Genomic DNA, 16,473 nt, shown 5'->3' with positions numbered 1-16,473 from the left:
CATGCCCAATGCTCAGGTCGGCTGGCGCAGCCATGCTTTGCTGTTGTTGCTGGCGGCCATGTTTGCCGACAATTTTGTCGGCCGCCAGATTCTGGCGGTGATGATTGAACCGATCAAGGCAGAGTTCGGGGTCAGTGATACGGCGATGGGGCTGATCTCGGGCCTGGCATTTGCCGGAATCTACGCCCTCCTCGCCTTGCCTGCCGGGAGACTGGCAGATCGGATGTCCCGTACCCGACTGCTGGCGATTGCCTGCCTGTTATGGGCGGTGGCGACCATGATCTGTGGCCTGGCGGTCAGTTTCTGGATGCTGGCCGTGGCACGCATGGCGGTTGCCGTGAGCGAGTCGCCGACCACCTCGGCGTCGATGTCGGTCATTGCCGATTTGTACCCGCCACATCGCCGCTCGTTTGCCATCAGTTGCTTCACGGCCGCCCCGACCTTTTCCGCCGTCATCGGCCTGAGCCTGGGGGCGTGGGTGGTCGAGCAGTATGGCTGGCGCACGGCATTCATCGTGATCGGTCTGCCCGCACTGTTGTTCTCCACGTTGCTGGCCTTTGTCGCAAAAGACCCGGCAAGGGGCCGTTGGAGTCTGGCCAGCGCCCATGCTGCCCATCCCCTGCAAAGCATGGGCAGTGAGGCCCGCAAACTCTGGGCACTGCCCGCCTACCGCTGCCTGGTTCTGGCGGGCGGCCTGACCACGCTGGGCTCCTATGCGATCGGCATGTGGAACACCAGTTTCCTGGTGCGCTCCCACGGTTTGTCACTGCAACATGCAGGGCTGCTGGCAGGTTTCATCTGTGGCGGTTTTGCCGGGATCGGCGCGTTGTTCAGCGGTTGGCTGAGCGATCACCTGACGCCACGCAACCCGCACTGGCAAGTGGGTATCCCGGTGATCGGCAATGTGGCCGCGCTGGCTGCGCTGTTCGCCTATCTGCTGTGGCCAAACACGGTGTGGACGCAACTGGGCAGCGTGCCCGTCCCCAGCTCGATGCTGTGGTGCGCGCTGTACAGTTTTTTTGTGGTGTGGTGGGTGGCGCCGTCTTACAACCTGGTCACCCAACTGGTCCCTGCCAACCGCCTAGGCACGGCCATGGCCTTGCAGACCATCATCTCGACAGTGTTGGGGGTTGGGGTTGGTCCTTTGCTGGCCGGACTGTTCAGTGATGCCTTGCAACCGTCCTTCGGCGTTGAATCCCTGCGCTACGCGTTATTGCTGGTGAGTCTGCCGGTAGCCGGTGCGGTCGTGTTGCTGATCCGCACCTCCACCCATGCTGCACACACCCATTATTTAGCGGCGGAGCGTGCGGCATAGTCATCGACAAATTTGCGGGTCAGCTCATAGGACGACAGCTCGGCCGTGCGTCCGGGGCTCAAGGGGAAGCCCTGGCCCGCCCACAGGTTGATGAAGTCTGCGCAGCCAGGGTCGGATTTGGCCTTGAGCGGTAATAACACACCGCCCGCCAGCGGGAAGGCAGGTGCCTGCGTATTGATCGGGCCCAGTTCGCGCATCACCCGATTGACGATGCCGCGGGCCGGTCGACCGGTGAACAGGTTGGTGAGCGCGGTGTCACTGGCGTCGGCTTCGCGCAAGGCACGGTGATGGGGTGCGGCCAGTTTTGCCTGCGGGCAAAACAGGTAGGCGGTGCCGATTTGCACGGCGCTGGCCCCCAGCGCAAACGCCGCCGCAATACCCCGTGCATCGGCGATGCCGCCTGCGGCAATTACCGGTATGTCCACGGCATCGACGATTTGCGGGACCAGGGCAAAGGTACCGATTTGGGTAGTCAGCTCACGACTCAAGAACATTGCCCGATGCCCGCCAGCTTCGTAGCCCATGGCGATGATCCCGTCACAGCCGTGGCGTTCCAGCCATCGGGCCTCTTCGACCGTGGTCGCTGAACTGAGGATTTTTGCTCCGCAGGCCTTGACCCTGGCCACCAGCTCCGGGGCAGGCAGACCGAAGTGGAAACTCACCACTTCGGGGCGCAACACTTCGACCAGGGCGCAGGTGGCTTCGTCAAAGGGCGCGCGGCTCGACACGGGAGTGGGCGCGTCATAGTCGGCCCCAAGCTCGGTGTAGTAGGACTTGAATAACGACTTCCAGTGCTCGATCGCGGCTTCATCGTAAGCAGGGGCTTGATGGCAGAAAAAATTCAGGTTCAGGGGCTGCTCGCTCTCGGCCCGAAAGGCCGCCACTTCGGAGCGAATCGACTCAAGGTTCAACGTTGCACAGGCCAGAGAGCCCAGGCCACCGGCCTTGGCGACACCGATCATCATATCGGCGCCAGCGCCCAGCATGGGGGCCTGGATGATGGGATGGGTGATGCCGAGCAAGTCGATAAGGCGAGAATCGGGCCAGCAGCTCATGAGGGCACTCACGGGTAATGATCGGGATGCCAATACTAGCGGCTGGCTTGCGAAGGCGCAGCCTCGCACCGCTCGTCAGCGACTACAGTTCTTATTTCTTTCCGGCCAACGCCGCAATCAAAGCCGGGTCATGGTTGTAGATGTCTGGCGCATAGGTCACTTTTCCATCCTTGTTCGCCTGGGCCGTCCAGTAGGTCATCAAGATCGGCATCGGCCGGGACAATCTGAATTCATGGGTCAATCCCGTACTCAACAGCTCTTCGGTACGGGCCTTCTCGGCCGGTGTCACCAGCAAGTCACGCAGCTGGAAGACCGACTCGACCCGCACACAGCCCGAACTGAAAGCCCGCGGTCCCTTGCTGAACAACGCCTGGCTAGGGGTGTCGTGCAAGTACACCGAGAACGGGTTGGGAAACCGGATGGCAATTCGGCCCAGGGGGTTTCTCGGCCCCGCGCCCTGACGCAGAAGGATATTGCCCGGGCGGTCCCAGTCGATGTCCTGGGCCGCCAGCGGCTGGCCATTGCTGTCCACTATCTGCAAGTCCTGGCGGCTGAGGAAAGACGGATCGCGGCGGATCTGCGGCAGTTTGTCTTCGCGGAAAATGGTCGGCGGGATGGTCCAGGTCGGATTCAGGGTCAAGCGATTCACCCTGGATTTGAGCAACGGCGTCTGACGCTCGGCACGGCCAACCTGGGTGCGGGTCTGCCACACGGGCACGCCATTCTGGTACACGGTCAATTGTGCAGCAGGCACATTGACCAGGAGGCTGTCAGGCTCAAAATCCTGGGCTATCCAGCGAAATCGCTCAAGGTTGATGCGCAGCTGTTCGAGCCGATCCCGGGGGCTGATATTCAGCTCTTTCAAGGTCCCTGCCCCGATCACACCGTCGGCCTGCAGCGAGTGATCAAGCTGAAAGCTCTTCACGGCTGCCGCCAGCTCATTGGTGTAGGTGTGATCGACAGAAGCCGGCAGGTGGTTCAGGTAGCCTTCGTTGAGCAGCCGTCGGGCCAGTTCGGGCACCCGGGCATCCTGCATGCCGGGCCGCAACAAGGGGCCGCTGGCCAGAGGCTGCCATTGTGGCAGTGGTTGCAGACGCTGGCGGGCATAGACCCGGCGCAAGTTCTGATACAGCTCGCCTTGGGGACGCGCCTGGGCAAAGGCATGGGGAATATCGTTCAGGCCGGGTCCTGCCAGGGCCAGAATCCGCGCCTGACGGTCTTGCGGCACCTCGCTGGCATGCCATACCGGCTCGAACTGCGACTGGGGCAGACGCCCATAGTGCAGATCCTGCAATGCCTGCAGGTACTGCTGGCTGATCTCGATATCGGCGCACACGTCCCGAGTGGCTGGCAGCTTGTAGTTGTCTGGGTTCAGACCGTCATCCGCCAACTGCCCCAGTGCCGACTGCAAGGCGCTCAGGCGTTGGTTGTCGGTCCAGACCAACTGATCGTTTTGCCCCAGATAAAAACCCTGCAGCAGTTGTTTGGCAGCCCCATTGACTCGCGCCGCCAGGCCCGGGCAGTCCTGGGGCAGTTGACTGAGTGCCTGCTGAACCGGACTCAGGGAACCCTCAGGTAGGGGATCGGCTACAGCGACCAATGGCGCAGTCAGCAGGACAATGCTCAAGTAAAATGCGCGTTTTTTGAACAACTGCTTAACTCCAATTAAGGGCCGTCACCAGGTACATCAACTGAATCTGCAGTTACGGTAAACCCACAGGCTAGCATCTAACGCAGGATCGCCAAGTTATCGGCGCAGGATTGCCGGCCTGACATCATCGAGAACACGCTATTTATGCTTATCTTTTTACGTCGCCTTTGTTTCGCAGCCCTCGCACTGGCTGCAACCTGCAGCACTGCATACGCTGCCAATCCCCAACTGCTCAGCAAACTCAGCCATGCCGCCCCCGAACTCAACCCGCAGGCCCTGAAAAGCGCTCTGAGTGCCATGCAATGCGCGGTCAACAATGGTGCCAAGCAGGCCCAGCATCTGGCCGTGATCGACTTCTCCCAGCCTTCAACGGCACGACGGCTCTGGATCTTTGACCTGAACCGCAAGACGTTGGTTCTACGAGATCTGGTGGCCCACGGAAAAGAATCCGGCGAGAACTTCGCCACCAGTTTCTCCAACACCGAAGGCAGCAACCAGTCCAGCCTTGGGCTGTTCAGTACGCAGGAAAGCTATGTCGGCAGCCACGGCTATTCGTTGCGCATGGACGGCCTGGAGCCGGGCATCAATGATCAGGCCCGCGAACGGGCGATCGTGATCCACCCCGCAGATTACGTTAATCCGCTGTGGAGCAAGACCCAGGGCCGTATCGGCCGCAGCCTTGGCTGCCCGGCAGTACGCCCGCAAGTGGCGCGCAAGGTGGTCGATAAGCTCAAGAATGGCCAGTTCATGTTCGCCTGGTACCCCGACAAGCGCTGGCTGCAATCCTCGGCCTACCTCAACTGCCAGCCACGGCAGGTGGCAAGCATTGTGTCAGCCAGGCATGAGGTCATGCCCGGGGGTTGAAAGCGAAGGCGCAATGCCGGTACATAGTGCGTACATGTCCAAGGAGATTAACCATGTCCGCGCTGCACACGAGTGCCTGTATTTATCGTCCCATGACCCAGGCCGATTTACCCGCAGCCCACGGGCTGTCCTCGCAACTGGACTGGCCCCACCGACTGGAAGACTGGGGCCTGTTGCAGCGGGTCTTCAAAGGATTTGTAGCGACGGTCGATGAGCGTTTGATCGGTACGGCATTTGCCTGCCCCCAGGGCGACTTTGCAACCATTGGCCTGGTGGTGGTCAGCCCCGATTTTCAGGGCCAGGGCATTGGCCGCCTGCTGATGGAACAGGCACTCGACGCTTGCCAGCCAGGCACTCCGATCCTCAATGCCTCCGTTGCTGGCGCCCCGCTGTACCTGAGCCAGGGCTTTGTCGAGTTCGGCACCATTGAACAGCGCCAGGGCCTGGCCCACGCCGTGACACTTGAACCCCTTGCAGAAGATGAGCAGCTGCGTGACCTCTGCGAACAGGATCAGGCCCGGCAACTGTTGCTGGCCAACGCAGGCAGCGGGCTGGACCGAAGCGCCCTCTTCGAGCAGTTGCATGACACGATCGTGCACTCGGCGGGGATCGTGCGCGAGGGTCAGCTACAGGCGTTTGCCCTGTTGCGCCGGGCCGGACGCGGTCACTGCATTGGCCCTGTCATTGCACAAAACACCCGCCAGGCCAGGCACCTGATCGCCACCCTGCTCGCCCGGATCCCCAACCAATTTGTGCGCATCGACGTCCCGATGGACAGCGGCCTGGGTGAATGGCTGACCCTGGCGGGCCTTGAACCGGTGGACCGCGTAACCCAGATGGCTCTGGGTACGCCCCCGCAGCCTGGCGACTTCGTACGCCAGTTCGCACTGGTTTCCCAGGCCATTGGCTGAGCTGTCGAACGAGTAACCTGCCTCGCGAGCAAGCCCGCTCCCACAGGGGATGTGGGAGCGGGCTCGCTCGCGATAGCATCACTGCAGTACCCCGCCCTGCCGTTTCTTATCCGTTACCGACCCTTTTCCATTGAAAACGACACCTCCCCGGGCCTGTTGTTGACTCATCGGGCTCGGCGCTATTTATTACTATTAATCCGCATTAATACGATAAATAGAAAATATGCTCAGTCGCCCCCTGCACCGTAAACGCCAGAAGCTCTCCGATGTGATTGTCGAGTCGGTCAAGCGCTCGATCGTCACCGACGCACTCAAGCCCGGTGACCGGTTGCCCACGGAACGGGAGCTGATGGAGAGCTTTCAGTGCTCCAAGGGCTCTGCCCGCGAAGCACTCAAGGCGCTGGAAGTCGAAGGCCTGGTCAACACCCGCACCGGCCCCAGCGGCGGCGCCTACCTGAATCAGGCCGGGACCGAGCCCGCCAGTCGAGCCCTGCGCAACTACCTGCACTTTCAGCACCTGGATGGCGAACAGGTTTACCAGTTGCGCAAGGTGATCGAAGTCGAACTCGCGGTGTCGGTGATTGGCCGACTGAGTGCCGAGGACTATCTGGCCCTGCAAGCCAACGTGGATTTTTGCAGCGCCCCCGAAGACAGTGAAGCCGGACAACGGGAACAGCGGCTGGCAGAGCTGGAATTTCATAACCTGCTGGCACGGGCATGCCCCAATCCACTGCTGAGTTTCATGGCGCAATTTCTCAACGATCTGCTGCGCGACCTGGTGGTGCTGAAGAAAGCCTACAAACCCAAGCGCAAGCAGTTCGACGCCGCCAACCTCGACTATCACAAGCAACTGCTGATTGCCTTGCAAGCAGAGGACGAAGCCTCTGTGCGCAGCCTGATGCACGAACACATGTGCGACGCCGAACATCATATGACCGCCCTCGAGGGCCAGGTCAGCCCGCATTTCCTGCTGGAATTCGATCACAACCACTAATCGCTGTGCCAATAAAAGGCCTGCCCACAGGCCATGATCCGCCGTTTGCCATTGCTACTCCTGCCAATAACTAATCAAACCAGGGAGTTTCCCCATGCAACGTCGCACTTTGTTGAAAGCAAGCCTGGCCGCTGCCAGTGCCCTGAGCCTTCCGCTGGGCATGCGCCATGCCTTCGCCTCCGAACCCTTTACCTTCTATGGCCTCAAGTCCATGTCCGGTGCCTTTGCCAGTTATGGCAAGTTCGCCGACATGGGCTCGCGCCTGGCGGTAGAGCAGTATCCGCAGTTGCTGGGCAGCCCCCTGAACTACAAGGTGATCGACACCGAGGGCAACGCCGGCAAGGCGGTGCGCAAGGTACAGGAGGCGATTGCCCAGGACGGCGCGCGCTTCTTTCAGGGCTGTACCTTGTCGTCTTCAGCACTGGCCGTCGCAAAGGAAGTGGATAAGGCAGGCGGTGTCTTCATGACCCCCGTGGGTGCCGACGAAGTAACCGGCAAGGACTGCAACAAGGCGACGTTTCGCTGGTCGGTGCCCACCTACGGCGCCGTGCGCGAAACCCTGGTGCCGCTGATCAAGCGATTGCCCGAGGCCAAGCGCTGGTACACCATCACCCCGCAATATGTATTCGGCGAAGCACTGCTCGAGGGCACCAAAGAGGTGCTGAAGGAGCATGGCCTGGAACATGTCGGCAACAGCTATCACTCCCTGCAGGAACAGGAGTTCTCCGGCTACCTGACCAATGCCATTGCTGCCAGGCCCGATGTGCTGGTGCTGCTCAACTTTGGCAGCCAGTCGTCCAACACCCTTCGCCAGGCGGTGAATTTCGGGATCAAGGAGCGAATGAACGTTCTGCTGGTGTGGTCGGCTGGCCTGGATCAATTCCAGGAACTGGGCAGCGATATTCTCGAAGGCGTTTACCTCGGCGCCCAGTACTGGCATCAGGTGGATACTCCGCTCAACCGCGAACTGGTCAAGATCACCAAGGCCAAATACGGGATCAATCCCACCTACCCCCTGGCCGCCGACTACATCAGTACCAAGGTCATGCTCGACACCATCGCTGCCACCGGCAGTTTCGATGGCCCCACGGTGGCCAAAGCCATGCAGGGCTTGAGCTACGAAGGCCCGACCGGCCCCGAATCGATTCGCGCCGGTGACCATCAGGTGATCAAGGATTACTACCTGCTGGTCGGCAAACCGGCTGACCAAATGAGTGACAAGGACGATCTCGCCCAAGTGGTCAGCTCCGGTCAGTCGTTTGCCCCGGTACAAGACACCGGCTGCGTTCTGGGCTGAGCCCCGGCACTTCTTCAGCTTTTGCTACTGGCAGCCGATCACCCGTGATCGCCTGCAGAGGGTATCTGCATGCTCGAACTCTACCTGTTTCAGATTCTCAACGGCCTTGGCCTGGGGATGATCTACTTTCTGATTGCCGTCGGACTGACGATCATTTTCGGCCTGCTGAACTTCGTCAACTTCGCCCACGGCGCGTTTTTCCTGCTGGGCGCTTACATCTGCTACACCGCGGTCAGCCTGACCGGCAATTTTTGGCTGTCGCTGCTGCTTGCGCCCTTGCTCGTCGCCGCACTGGCCTGGGTGATTGAGCGATTGCTGATCCAGCGGATTTATCACTTGCCCCACATGTTCCAGATTCTGGTGACCCTGGGGATCGCGCTGATCATCCAGGAAGCCAGCGTGATGATCTGGGGCCCGGTGGGCAAAAGCGTCGCCGTACCGCAGTTGCTGCGCGGCGTGCTGGTGATCGGCGACTTTGTCTACCCCTACTATCGCCTGTTCCTGATTGTGTTTTCAGCCCTGGTGGGATTCGGTCTGTGGCTGCTGCTGGAGCGCACGCGCTTTGGCGCCCTGGTGCGCGCCGGCAGTGAAAGCACGGAAACCGTATCGCTATTGGGCACCAACATTTTCCGCCTGTTTTCCATGACGTTCGCCCTGGGCGCTGGACTCGCCGGTGTGGCCGGCGTGCTGTTTGCGCCATTGCGCGGCGCCCAGCCCTTTGTCGGCCCGGAAATTCTCGGGGTGGCTTTTGTGGTGGTGGTGATCGGCGGCATGGGTTCATTCAGCGGTGCGCTGGTGGGCGGCCTGTTGGTGGGCGTGGTGCAAAGCCTGATGACAACTATCTGGCCCCAAGGGGCGAGCCTGATGATTTACGGCGCAATGGCCGTGGTCATTCTGCTGCGGCCTTACGGCCTGTTCGGGAGAGCCTGACATGAGCGAGAAAAACCCCCTGCCCTTCGCCAAAACCCAGTCGCGCTCCATGCTGCTGTTGGTGGTGGCGGTACTGGTCGGTTTGCCACTGGTGTTGCCTTCCGCGACCCTGGCCACTGAAATCCTGATTTTCGCCATGGCAGCTCTGGCCTGCAACCTGCTGCTGGGCTACACCGGGCTGTTGTCGTTCGGCCAAGGGATCTTCTTTGGCGCCGGGGCCTACTGCGCCGCCTTGCTGATGATCCATCTGCACCTGGGGCTGTTCAGTGCCTTGCTGGGCGCTGCACTGGCCGGCGGTTTCCTGGCGTTTCTGGTGGGCGCCCTGGCCATTCGCCGCACCGGCATCTACTTCGTCATGCTGACCCTGGCCTTCAGCCAGATGGCGTACTTCCTGACCTACACCCTGAGTGACTGGACCGGCGGCGACAACGGCCTGCTCAACGTGCCACGGCCTGAAATCCGTATCGGTGACACCGTGCTGATGTCCTTGAGCGACGCACGTTACTTCTACGGTTTTGTCGCGGTGTTGTTCCTGTTGATTTTCATCGGCGCCCGCCGCGTTATCAGCTCGCCTTTTGGCAGCACGCTGATGGCGATCCGCGAAAACGAAACCCGCGCAGCTGCCATTGGCTACGACACCCGGCATTTCAAAATCCTGGTGTTTATGCTCTCGGGCGCCGTCACCGGTATTGCCGGAGCGCTCTACGCCATGCTGCTGCACTTTGTACCGCTGTCCAATATCGACCTGGCGATGTCGGAAAACATTCTGATCATGACCATCGTCGGCGGTACCGGGTCCTTGTTCGGCTCCTTGCTGGGCGCAGGTTCCATCGTGTTGCTGGGCGAATTCCTGTCTGATCTGTGGCCGCGCTGGCTGATGCTGCTGGGGGTCATTTTGATTCTGGTGGTGGTGTTTATGCGCGGCGGCTTGTGGGGCGGATTCTCGAGCCTGTTCGAACGAATCAAAGGGCAACGTAAAACCAGCCTGCCCGTGCAGGAGGAGCAGCCATGAGCACGCCTGAATATCTGCTGCAAACCGACAATCTGGAGCTGGCCTATGGCGCCTTTCGTGCGGTCAACGGCGTCAGCCTCAACGTCGAACAAGGCACCATCCATACCGTGATCGGCCCCAACGGCGCGGGCAAGACCAGCCTGTTCCACTGCCTGACCGGCGAGCGTCAGGCCACTGGTGGGGCAATTCTGTTTGATGGCAAGAACATCATCAAGAAGCCGTCCCACGGCCGCGTTGGCCTGGGCATGGCCCGTTCGTTCCAGCTCACCAGCCTGTTTCAAAACCTCAGTGTTCGGGAAAACCTGCGCCTGGCGGCCCAAGGCCGGGATGGTTTGGCGGCCCTGAATTTCTGGCGCCGTGTGGACAGTCGCCGCGAACACCTGGAGATGGCCGATCAGGTGCTGGAGCGCCTGCAACTGACCCAGCGTGCCGACACCCTGGCCGGTGAGTTGTCCCACGGCCAGCAACGGGTGCTGGAGGTGGGCATGTCGATCTGCTCCAAACCCAAGCTGCTGATGCTCGACGAACCGACGTCCGGCATGGGCATTGACGATATTCCGATCATGACCCAGTTGATCAGTGACCTGGGGCGCGATCACACGGTGCTGCTGATCGAGCACAACATGAGCATCGTCATGTCCATCAGCCAGCGCATCACCGTGATGAGCCACGGCCAGATCCTGGTCGAAGGCACACCCGAATTCGTTCGCGCCGATGAGCGCGTACGTGTCGCCTATCTGGGAGAAGCCGCCTGATGCTGACCGTCGAGAACATCCATTCCTACTACGACAAAAGCCACGTCCTTGAAGGCGTCTCGCTGCAGGTCAACCCAGGGGAACTGGTGACGCTGCTGGGCCGCAACGGCGCGGGTAAAACCACCACCTTGCGCAGCATCCTGGGAATCATTTGCCCGCGTAAAGGCCAGATCCGCTTCAACGGCCAGGACATGGTCGGGCGCAAGATTTTCGAGATCGCCCGCGAAGGACTGGCCCTGGTGCCGGAGCATCGCGGCATCTTCCGCCTGCTCAGCGTCGAGGAAAACCTGCGCATTGCTCAACGCAAAACCAGCCGCTGGCAACTGGAGGATGTGTACACCATGTTCCCGCGTCTCAAGGAGCGGCGCAAAAATGCCGGCCACGCGTTGTCCGGCGGCGAGCAGCAAATGCTCGCCATCGCACGGGCGCTGCTCAATGACCCCAAGCTGCTGATCCTGGATGAACCCACAGAGGGCCTGGCCCCGGTGATCGTCGACGAGCTGGTGAAAATCCTGCGCAAGATCAAGGACGATGGTCTGCCTGTGTTGTTGGTGGAGCAGAACCTGATGGTCTGCGACAAGCTGGCCGACCGTCATTACGTACTGGAGCAAGGCCGCGTGGTGTACGAAGGCAGTGCCGCCGATTTGCGCGCCAACCCGACCATCAAGAACCGTTACCTGGCCCTGAGCGCCTGAAGGGAGATTCGTGTCCATGAACAGTCCAATCCTGTTATCCGACCTTTTCAACAGCAACGCGCCATTGATCAATCGCGATCGCTTGTGGCAATCGCTGATGGACCTGGCGCAACTCGGTGCCACGGCCAAGGGCGGTGTCTGCCGCCTGGCCCTGACCGACCTCGACCGCCAGGCCCGTGACCTGTTTGTACGCTGGTGTGAAGAAGCCGGCTGCACTGTCACGGTCGATGGGATCGGCAATATTTTTGCCCGTCGCGCCGGTCGCCAGCCGCACCTGCCGCCGGTGATGACCGGCAGCCATATCGACACCCAGCCCACGGGCGGCAAGTTCGACGGATGTTACGGCGTCATGGCCGGGCTTGAGGTGATTCGTACCCTCAATGACCTGAAGCTCAGCACCAAGGCCCCCATTGAAGTGGTGGTGTGGACCAACGAAGAAGGCTCGCGCTTCCCGCCGTGCATGATGGGTTCCGGCGTGTTCGCCGGTAAGTTCGACCTCGACGAGACCCTGAGCAAAGAGGACGAGCAAGGCCTGTCGGTAGGTGCAGAGTTGCAGCGCATTGGTTACGCCGGCAGCCGAGCCGTGCTCGGGCATCCGGTGGGGGCCTATTTCGAGGCGCATATCGAGCAAGGTCCGGTACTGGAAGACCGCAACATCACCTTGGGTGTGGTGATGGGATGCCTGGGGCAGAAGTGGTTTGACCTGACCCTGACCGGCGTCGAAGCCCATGCGGGCCCAACGCCGATGCATTTGCGCAAGGATGCGCTGGTGGGCGCCGCCCATGTGGTCAGCGCCGTCAACCGTATCGCCCATGAGCATCAGCCCCACGCCTGCGGCACTGTCGGCTGCCTGACCCTGCACCCGGGCTCGCGCAATGTGATTCCTGGCCAGGTGCACATGACCATTGACCTGCGGCATTTGCATAGCGACCGGCTGCAAGCGATGGTCGATGAGATGCGCGAGGCCATTGAAGTTGCGTGCAGCGAGCATGGGTTGAGTTTCGAGCTGACGCCCACTGCCGATTTCCCGCCGCTGGACTTCAACCCGGCGTGCATCGAAGCCGTGCGCCAGGGTGCGCAACAGCTGGGCCTGAGCCATATGGACATTGTCAGCGGTGCAGGCCACGACGCAATTTTCATCGCTGAACTGGGCCCCGCCGGGATGATCTTCGTACCCTGCGAAGGTGGCATCAGCCATAACGAAATCGAAAATGCCGCGCCTCAAGATCTGGCTGACGGTTGCGCCGTGTTGCTGCGGGCAATGGTCAATGCGGCGCAGGCAGGAGTTACACCATGAGCACCCCTGATATCGGGCAAATGAACGCGGTTGAACTGCTGAGCCGCTTTCGCGACAAGAGCCTGTCGCCGGTAGACGTCACCGAAGATGCCTTGCTGCGTATCGAGCGCTACAACCCGGCGGTCAACGCTTACTGCCACGTGGACCACGAAGGTGCGATGCAGGCTGCCAGGGAATCCGAGCAGCGTTGGTTGAAAGGCCAGCCCTGCGGCGCGCTGGATGGTGTGCCGGCATCGATCAAGGACCTGACCCTGACCCGCGGCATGCCCACGCGCAAGGGTTCGCGCACCACATCGCCCCAGGGACCATGGGAGGTGGATGCACCGTTCACGGCCTTCATGCGCCAGGCTGGCGCCGTGCTGTTGGGCAAAACCACCACACCGGAATTCGGCTGGAAAGGTGTCACCGACAATCCGCTATACGGCATCACCCGCAACCCGTGGGATACCCGCCTGACGGCGGGCGGTTCTTCGGGCGGTGCAGCCGCAGCCGCGTCACTCAACCTGGGGGTGTTGCACCAGGGCAGCGACGCGGGCGGTTCGATCCGCATCCCCTGCGCCTTTACCGGCACCTTTGGCATCAAGCCCACTTTTGGTTATGTGCCCCAGTGGCCAGCCAGCTCGATGACGATCCTCTCCCACCTGGGACCGATGACCCGCACGGTGGAAGATGCCGTGCTGATGTTGCAAACCGTGGCCCGGCCGGATGTTCGCGATGGCCTGATCGGCGCACCGCGCAGCCTGCCGTGGCTGCCTGAAGGTGACAGCCTCAAGGGGCTGCGCATCGCCTACAGCCCGGACTTCGGCCATGTGAAGGTCGATCCGCAGGTCGCCAGGGTTGTGGCTCGGGCCGTCGAACGACTGGTGGAACTGGGAGCCCATGTCGAGCAGGTTGATCCGGGGTTCAGCGATCCGCTGGATACGTTCAACACCCTGTGGTTTGCGGGGGCTGCACGTCTGGCCGGACAACTCGACAGCGCCCGGCGCGACCTGCTTGACCCGGGTCTGCAACGCATTGCGGCACTGGGTGAACGCATCACCTTGAGCGAGTACAGCGCAGCCCTTGAAGCACGATCGGCGCTGGTGGCACAGATGGCGGCGTTCCATGAGCGCTACGATGTGCTGGTCTCGCCGATGCTGCCCATCACGGCGTTTGCCGCCGGGCATAACGTACCACCGGATTCGGCATATACCGAGTGGATGCACTGGACGCCCTTCAGCTACCCCTTCAACCTGACTCAGCAACCGGCGGCTTCAATCCCTTGCGGGCTTACTGAAAACGGCTTGCCGGTGGGGTTGCAAGTGGTGGCTGCGCGGTTTGCGGATGACCAGGTGCTGCGGGTCTGCCGGGCGTATGAACAACACTTCCCGGCCACACACCCTCTGGTGCCGAAAAACGGCCAGGACTGATCCGGGAAAAACGTTGCCATGCTGCATGAGCCGGCATGGCACGCAGAAGACCTTGAAGCAGAGGGATTGTTTGCTGATAAGTGCGCGTCAGGCCCGATGGCGTTGACGCTGAACTTGAAGATATCCATCACGTGCGGATGGACTCTGGAAAATGGCAGGGGCGGCTGGATTTGAACCAACGCATGGCAGGATCAAAACCTGCTGCCTTACCGCTTGGCGACGCCCCTGTATCTGTAGCGATGAGTGCCTGGCACTCTTTTACTGATGCTTGCAGCCTGCAAATGTCTCCATTCGCTGCGAGCCTGTAAGGGTTCGCTGCAAGAACGGGCGCAAATATACCAACACTCTTTGGATTGGGGAAGCACTTTTTAAATAAATTTATTCAAAAACAGCTACTTAGTGGTATTCGGGGCAAAAACAAGGCCCTTCTGGGGGTATTCCGGGTCAAGCTGCTAATAATCCGTGACTCCTCGACTGTGGGACCGAGCCCGCTCGCGAAGACCTCACGAGCGCCTCGGCTATCCAGTCAACACAGATCTTCGCAAGCAGGCTCGCTCCCACAAATGTACTGCCAGCATTGCCTTCACACTGGCCGTTGACTTCAGCCTGCCCTTCTGCGAGTCATAAGGATCAGCGCCAATCTGTCGCCCTCCGGTGAAGTTCGCTCTTCAATAGCAAAGAACAAGAAGCTTCGTTCTGGATAGAGGCGCGTTCAATCGAAACTCGCCAATAAGATAAGTGTCAGAAGATCTGATGACTGGTTAACCACCACACTGATCCGCCACAAAGGCTTCCGGTATGCCCGCCCCCTCTGCTCGTCCAGACCTTGTTTATGAATATCCAGCGCACCTGCGCGCTCAGGTCGAAGCGGCCCCCCGGGCACCAGGGGTGTATTTCTTTTACGCTGAAGACGACTCGATACCGCTCTATATCGGCAAAAGCATCGATATTCGCAGTCGACTGCTTGCGCACCTGCGCGCCCCCGAAGAAGCCAGAATGCTGCGCCAGGCGCAACGAATCGAGTACCGGCAAACTGCCGGGGAAATAGGCGCCCTGCTGCTTGAGTCCCGGCTGATCAAAGAACTGCAACCCTTGAAGAACAAGCGGCTTCGTCGCCAGCAACGCCTGTGCTCACTGCGCATTCGCGACGGGCTGCTGGAGATCATCGACACCACCACGATTTGCGACGGACCTCAGTTGTACGGACTTTTCCGTAACCGGCGCATGGCCACCGAAGCGCTGATGCTGATTGCAGATGAACAGCGCCTTTGCCATACATTGCTGGGCATTGATAAACCGACAGGACGTCCCTGCTTCAGGGCTCAAATAGGCAAGTGCGCCGGAGCCTGCAAAGGCGCAGAAAGCCATGAGGCGCATACCGAACGGTTGCTGGGTGCTCTAGAACGCTGGGCAGTGCATCACTGGCCGTTCCCCGGCGCTATCGCATTGCACGAGCGACATGGGCAGACCGAGGAATACCACGTCGTGGACAGTTGGCGTTACATCGGGACTTACGCCTGCGAGGCTGATGCCAGACGGGCCCCTAAACTCACGGGGCAAGCATTCGATGCCGACTGCTACAAGATCCTGGTGCGACCGGTGCTGCTCGAAAGCACGGCCATTATCTTGCTTTCTTAGCGCAGGATCGTCGTCACCCCAAACCCGGCGAGCCGGGTTCCAGGACCTTCAGCCAAGGCCAGCGCTCCTGGTAACTTCGAGCCTTGTACGCGAATAAATCCGGCTGGAGATTTTGGGGGTTGGGACGCAGCAGCCCTTGTCCGAAATCATCCAGACCATAAGGCGCATACACCTCGCCGGTTTCAGGGTCAAAACCAATACAGGTTCCTGCAACAAGATAACGATCGACACCATCCCTTGCAGACCCAAGCCGAGGGCAAGCCCTGCCAAACCGCTCGCCGTACCATAGATGGACCCGGGCCTGATTCTTGATATCGATCTTGACGCCCAGGTCATTGAACAGTTGCCGGGTTTCAAGGATGACTTCGTTCTCTGCTTCCCAGGACAGGTCCGCGTCAAAGTAAAAAATGTCGTAATCCTTCACTCCCGATGCGGCAGGCAGACCCGCCTGATGACTCCATACAGCCTGGAACAAACAGCCCGCTGTCAGCATGCATTGACTCAGCCTCAGTGAAGACAAGCGTGAGGCAATGTGTTTATTAATCGGGTTACTCATCTCTATTGTGACCAGGCATTCAGGTGTCAACTTCACTTTTAGTCCTCGGGATTCAATTCGACACACACTTTATTATGGCAACCAGCATAAAGTA

At 60.4% G+C, this 16,473-nt stretch carries 15 protein-coding genes and 1 tRNA gene; 12 read left to right on the top strand and 4 right to left on the bottom strand.

What is annotated here, in order from left to right; all coding sequences use genetic code 11:
* Position 1 precedes the first annotated feature (1 nt).
* Complete coding sequence (locus VSQ83_RS10330; RefSeq protein WP_219261438.1) at positions 2 to 1,315, top strand: spinster family MFS transporter; 1,314 nt, start codon at positions 2 to 4, stop codon at positions 1,313 to 1,315.
* On the opposite strand, the gene VSQ83_RS10325 is transcribed toward VSQ83_RS10330, so the two are convergent.
* Together VSQ83_RS10325 and VSQ83_RS10320 are read right to left on the bottom strand one after the other, a co-directional pair.
* Positions 1,288 to 2,370, bottom strand: coding sequence for an NAD(P)H-dependent flavin oxidoreductase (locus VSQ83_RS10325; protein WP_326426517.1), 1,083 nt, complete (start codon positions 2,368 to 2,370; stop codon positions 1,288 to 1,290). The genes VSQ83_RS10330 and VSQ83_RS10325 overlap by 28 nt on opposite strands.
* 91 nt (positions 2,371 to 2,461) lie before the next feature.
* On the bottom strand, positions 2,462 to 4,021 hold the full coding sequence (locus tag VSQ83_RS10320) for a L,D-transpeptidase family protein (RefSeq protein WP_326426515.1): 1,560 nt from the start codon (positions 4,019 to 4,021) through the stop codon (positions 2,462 to 2,464).
* Between the two features lie 144 nt (positions 4,022 to 4,165).
* On the opposite strand from VSQ83_RS10320, the gene VSQ83_RS10315 reads away from it, so the two are divergent.
* The 10 genes from VSQ83_RS10315 (at position 4,166) to VSQ83_RS10270 (ending at position 14,185) form a co-directional block, all read left to right on the top strand.
* Positions 4,166 to 4,885, top strand: coding sequence for a murein L,D-transpeptidase catalytic domain family protein (locus VSQ83_RS10315; protein ID WP_219261435.1), 720 nt, complete (start codon positions 4,166 to 4,168; stop codon positions 4,883 to 4,885).
* 53 nt (positions 4,886 to 4,938) lie between these two features.
* Positions 4,939 to 5,796 carry a GNAT family N-acetyltransferase gene (locus VSQ83_RS10310; RefSeq protein WP_326426513.1) on the top strand — a complete coding sequence of 286 codons (858 nt, stop codon included), beginning with the start codon at positions 4,939 to 4,941 and terminating at the stop codon, positions 5,794 to 5,796.
* A 223-nt stretch (positions 5,797 to 6,019) separates the two neighbouring features.
* Positions 6,020 to 6,790 carry a FadR/GntR family transcriptional regulator gene (locus VSQ83_RS10305; RefSeq protein WP_219261433.1) on the top strand — a complete coding sequence of 257 codons (771 nt, stop codon included), beginning with the start codon at positions 6,020 to 6,022 and terminating at the stop codon, positions 6,788 to 6,790.
* A 94-nt stretch (positions 6,791 to 6,884) separates the two neighbouring features.
* A complete protein-coding gene (locus VSQ83_RS10300; RefSeq protein ID WP_326426511.1) occupies positions 6,885 to 8,087 on the top strand; it encodes an ABC transporter substrate-binding protein in 1,203 nt (400 codons plus the stop codon).
* A gap of 69 nt (positions 8,088 to 8,156) precedes the next feature.
* Complete coding sequence (locus VSQ83_RS10295; protein ID WP_019821837.1) at positions 8,157 to 9,017, top strand: branched-chain amino acid ABC transporter permease; 861 nt, start codon at positions 8,157 to 8,159, stop codon at positions 9,015 to 9,017.
* A 1-nt stretch (position 9,018) separates the two neighbouring features.
* Positions 9,019 to 10,029 carry a branched-chain amino acid ABC transporter permease gene (locus VSQ83_RS10290; RefSeq protein WP_133077413.1) on the top strand — a complete coding sequence of 337 codons (1,011 nt, stop codon included), beginning with the start codon at positions 9,019 to 9,021 and terminating at the stop codon, positions 10,027 to 10,029.
* The gene (locus VSQ83_RS10285; RefSeq protein ID WP_326426508.1) at positions 10,026 to 10,784 is read left to right on the top strand and encodes an ABC transporter ATP-binding protein; all 759 of its coding nucleotides are present in this window, start codon (positions 10,026 to 10,028) and stop codon (positions 10,782 to 10,784) included. Before VSQ83_RS10290 ends, VSQ83_RS10285 begins: the two co-directional genes overlap by 4 nt.
* A complete protein-coding gene (locus VSQ83_RS10280) occupies positions 10,784 to 11,479 on the top strand; it encodes an ABC transporter ATP-binding protein (RefSeq protein WP_326426506.1) in 696 nt (231 codons plus the stop codon). The genes VSQ83_RS10285 and VSQ83_RS10280 overlap by 1 nt, the downstream gene beginning before the upstream one ends.
* Positions 11,480 to 11,495: 16 nt before the next feature.
* On the top strand, positions 11,496 to 12,776 hold the full coding sequence (locus VSQ83_RS10275; protein ID WP_326426504.1) for a Zn-dependent hydrolase: 1,281 nt from the start codon (positions 11,496 to 11,498) through the stop codon (positions 12,774 to 12,776).
* Entirely contained in the window at positions 12,773 to 14,185 is a 1,413-nt protein-coding gene (locus tag VSQ83_RS10270) for an amidase (RefSeq protein WP_326426502.1), read from the top strand. The genes VSQ83_RS10275 and VSQ83_RS10270 overlap by 4 nt, the downstream gene beginning before the upstream one ends.
* Before the next feature lie 152 nt (positions 14,186 to 14,337).
* On the opposite strand, the gene VSQ83_RS10265 is transcribed toward VSQ83_RS10270, so the two are convergent.
* Positions 14,338 to 14,412 (bottom strand) — tRNA-Gln (locus VSQ83_RS10265).
* A gap of 571 nt (positions 14,413 to 14,983) precedes the next feature.
* Here VSQ83_RS10265 and VSQ83_RS10260 point away from each other — a divergent pair.
* Positions 14,984 to 15,823 (top strand): endonuclease, encoded by an 840-nt coding sequence (locus VSQ83_RS10260; protein WP_326426500.1) that lies wholly within the window; start codon positions 14,984 to 14,986, stop codon positions 15,821 to 15,823.
* 13 nt (positions 15,824 to 15,836) lie between these two features.
* On the opposite strand, the gene VSQ83_RS10255 is transcribed toward VSQ83_RS10260, so the two are convergent.
* Positions 15,837 to 16,415 (bottom strand): nucleotidyltransferase family protein, encoded by a 579-nt coding sequence (locus VSQ83_RS10255; RefSeq protein ID WP_326426498.1) that lies wholly within the window; start codon positions 16,413 to 16,415, stop codon positions 15,837 to 15,839.
* Between the last annotated feature and the right edge of the window lie 58 nt (positions 16,416 to 16,473).

Origin of the sequence: Pseudomonas sp. DSV-1 (assembly GCF_035830915.1) — a bacterium.
Lineage (GTDB): Bacteria > Pseudomonadota > Gammaproteobacteria > Pseudomonadales > Pseudomonadaceae > Aquipseudomonas.
This window is presented reverse-complemented; position numbering and strand designations above follow the sequence as displayed.

What these genes read in the sequence shown, in the direction of transcription:
- VSQ83_RS10305 (WP_219261433.1), top strand. Translation starts at nt 6,020, where the DNA reads ATGCTCAGTCGCCCCCTGCACCGTAAACGCCAGAAGCTCTCCGATGTG.
- VSQ83_RS10300 (WP_326426511.1), top strand. Translation starts at nt 6,885, where the DNA reads ATGCAACGTCGCACTTTGTTGAAAGCAAGCCTGGCCGCTGCCAGTGCC.
- VSQ83_RS10325 (WP_326426517.1), bottom strand. Translation starts at nt 2,370, where the DNA reads ATGAGCTGCTGGCCCGATTCTCGCCTTATCGACTTGCTCGGCATCACC.
- VSQ83_RS10295 (WP_019821837.1), top strand. Translation starts at nt 8,157, where the DNA reads ATGCTCGAACTCTACCTGTTTCAGATTCTCAACGGCCTTGGCCTGGGG.
- VSQ83_RS10280 (WP_326426506.1), top strand. Translation starts at nt 10,784, where the DNA reads ATGCTGACCGTCGAGAACATCCATTCCTACTACGACAAAAGCCACGTC.
- VSQ83_RS10330 (WP_219261438.1), top strand. Translation starts at nt 2, where the DNA reads ATGCCCAATGCTCAGGTCGGCTGGCGCAGCCATGCTTTGCTGTTGTTG.
- VSQ83_RS10290 (WP_133077413.1), top strand. Translation starts at nt 9,019, where the DNA reads ATGAGCGAGAAAAACCCCCTGCCCTTCGCCAAAACCCAGTCGCGCTCC.
- VSQ83_RS10310 (WP_326426513.1), top strand. Translation starts at nt 4,939, where the DNA reads ATGTCCGCGCTGCACACGAGTGCCTGTATTTATCGTCCCATGACCCAG.
- VSQ83_RS10270 (WP_326426502.1), top strand. Translation starts at nt 12,773, where the DNA reads ATGAGCACCCCTGATATCGGGCAAATGAACGCGGTTGAACTGCTGAGC.
- VSQ83_RS10285 (WP_326426508.1), top strand. Translation starts at nt 10,026, where the DNA reads ATGAGCACGCCTGAATATCTGCTGCAAACCGACAATCTGGAGCTGGCC.
- VSQ83_RS10275 (WP_326426504.1), top strand. Translation starts at nt 11,496, where the DNA reads ATGAACAGTCCAATCCTGTTATCCGACCTTTTCAACAGCAACGCGCCA.
- VSQ83_RS10315 (WP_219261435.1), top strand. Translation starts at nt 4,166, where the DNA reads ATGCTTATCTTTTTACGTCGCCTTTGTTTCGCAGCCCTCGCACTGGCT.
- VSQ83_RS10260 (WP_326426500.1), top strand. Translation starts at nt 14,984, where the DNA reads ATGCCCGCCCCCTCTGCTCGTCCAGACCTTGTTTATGAATATCCAGCG.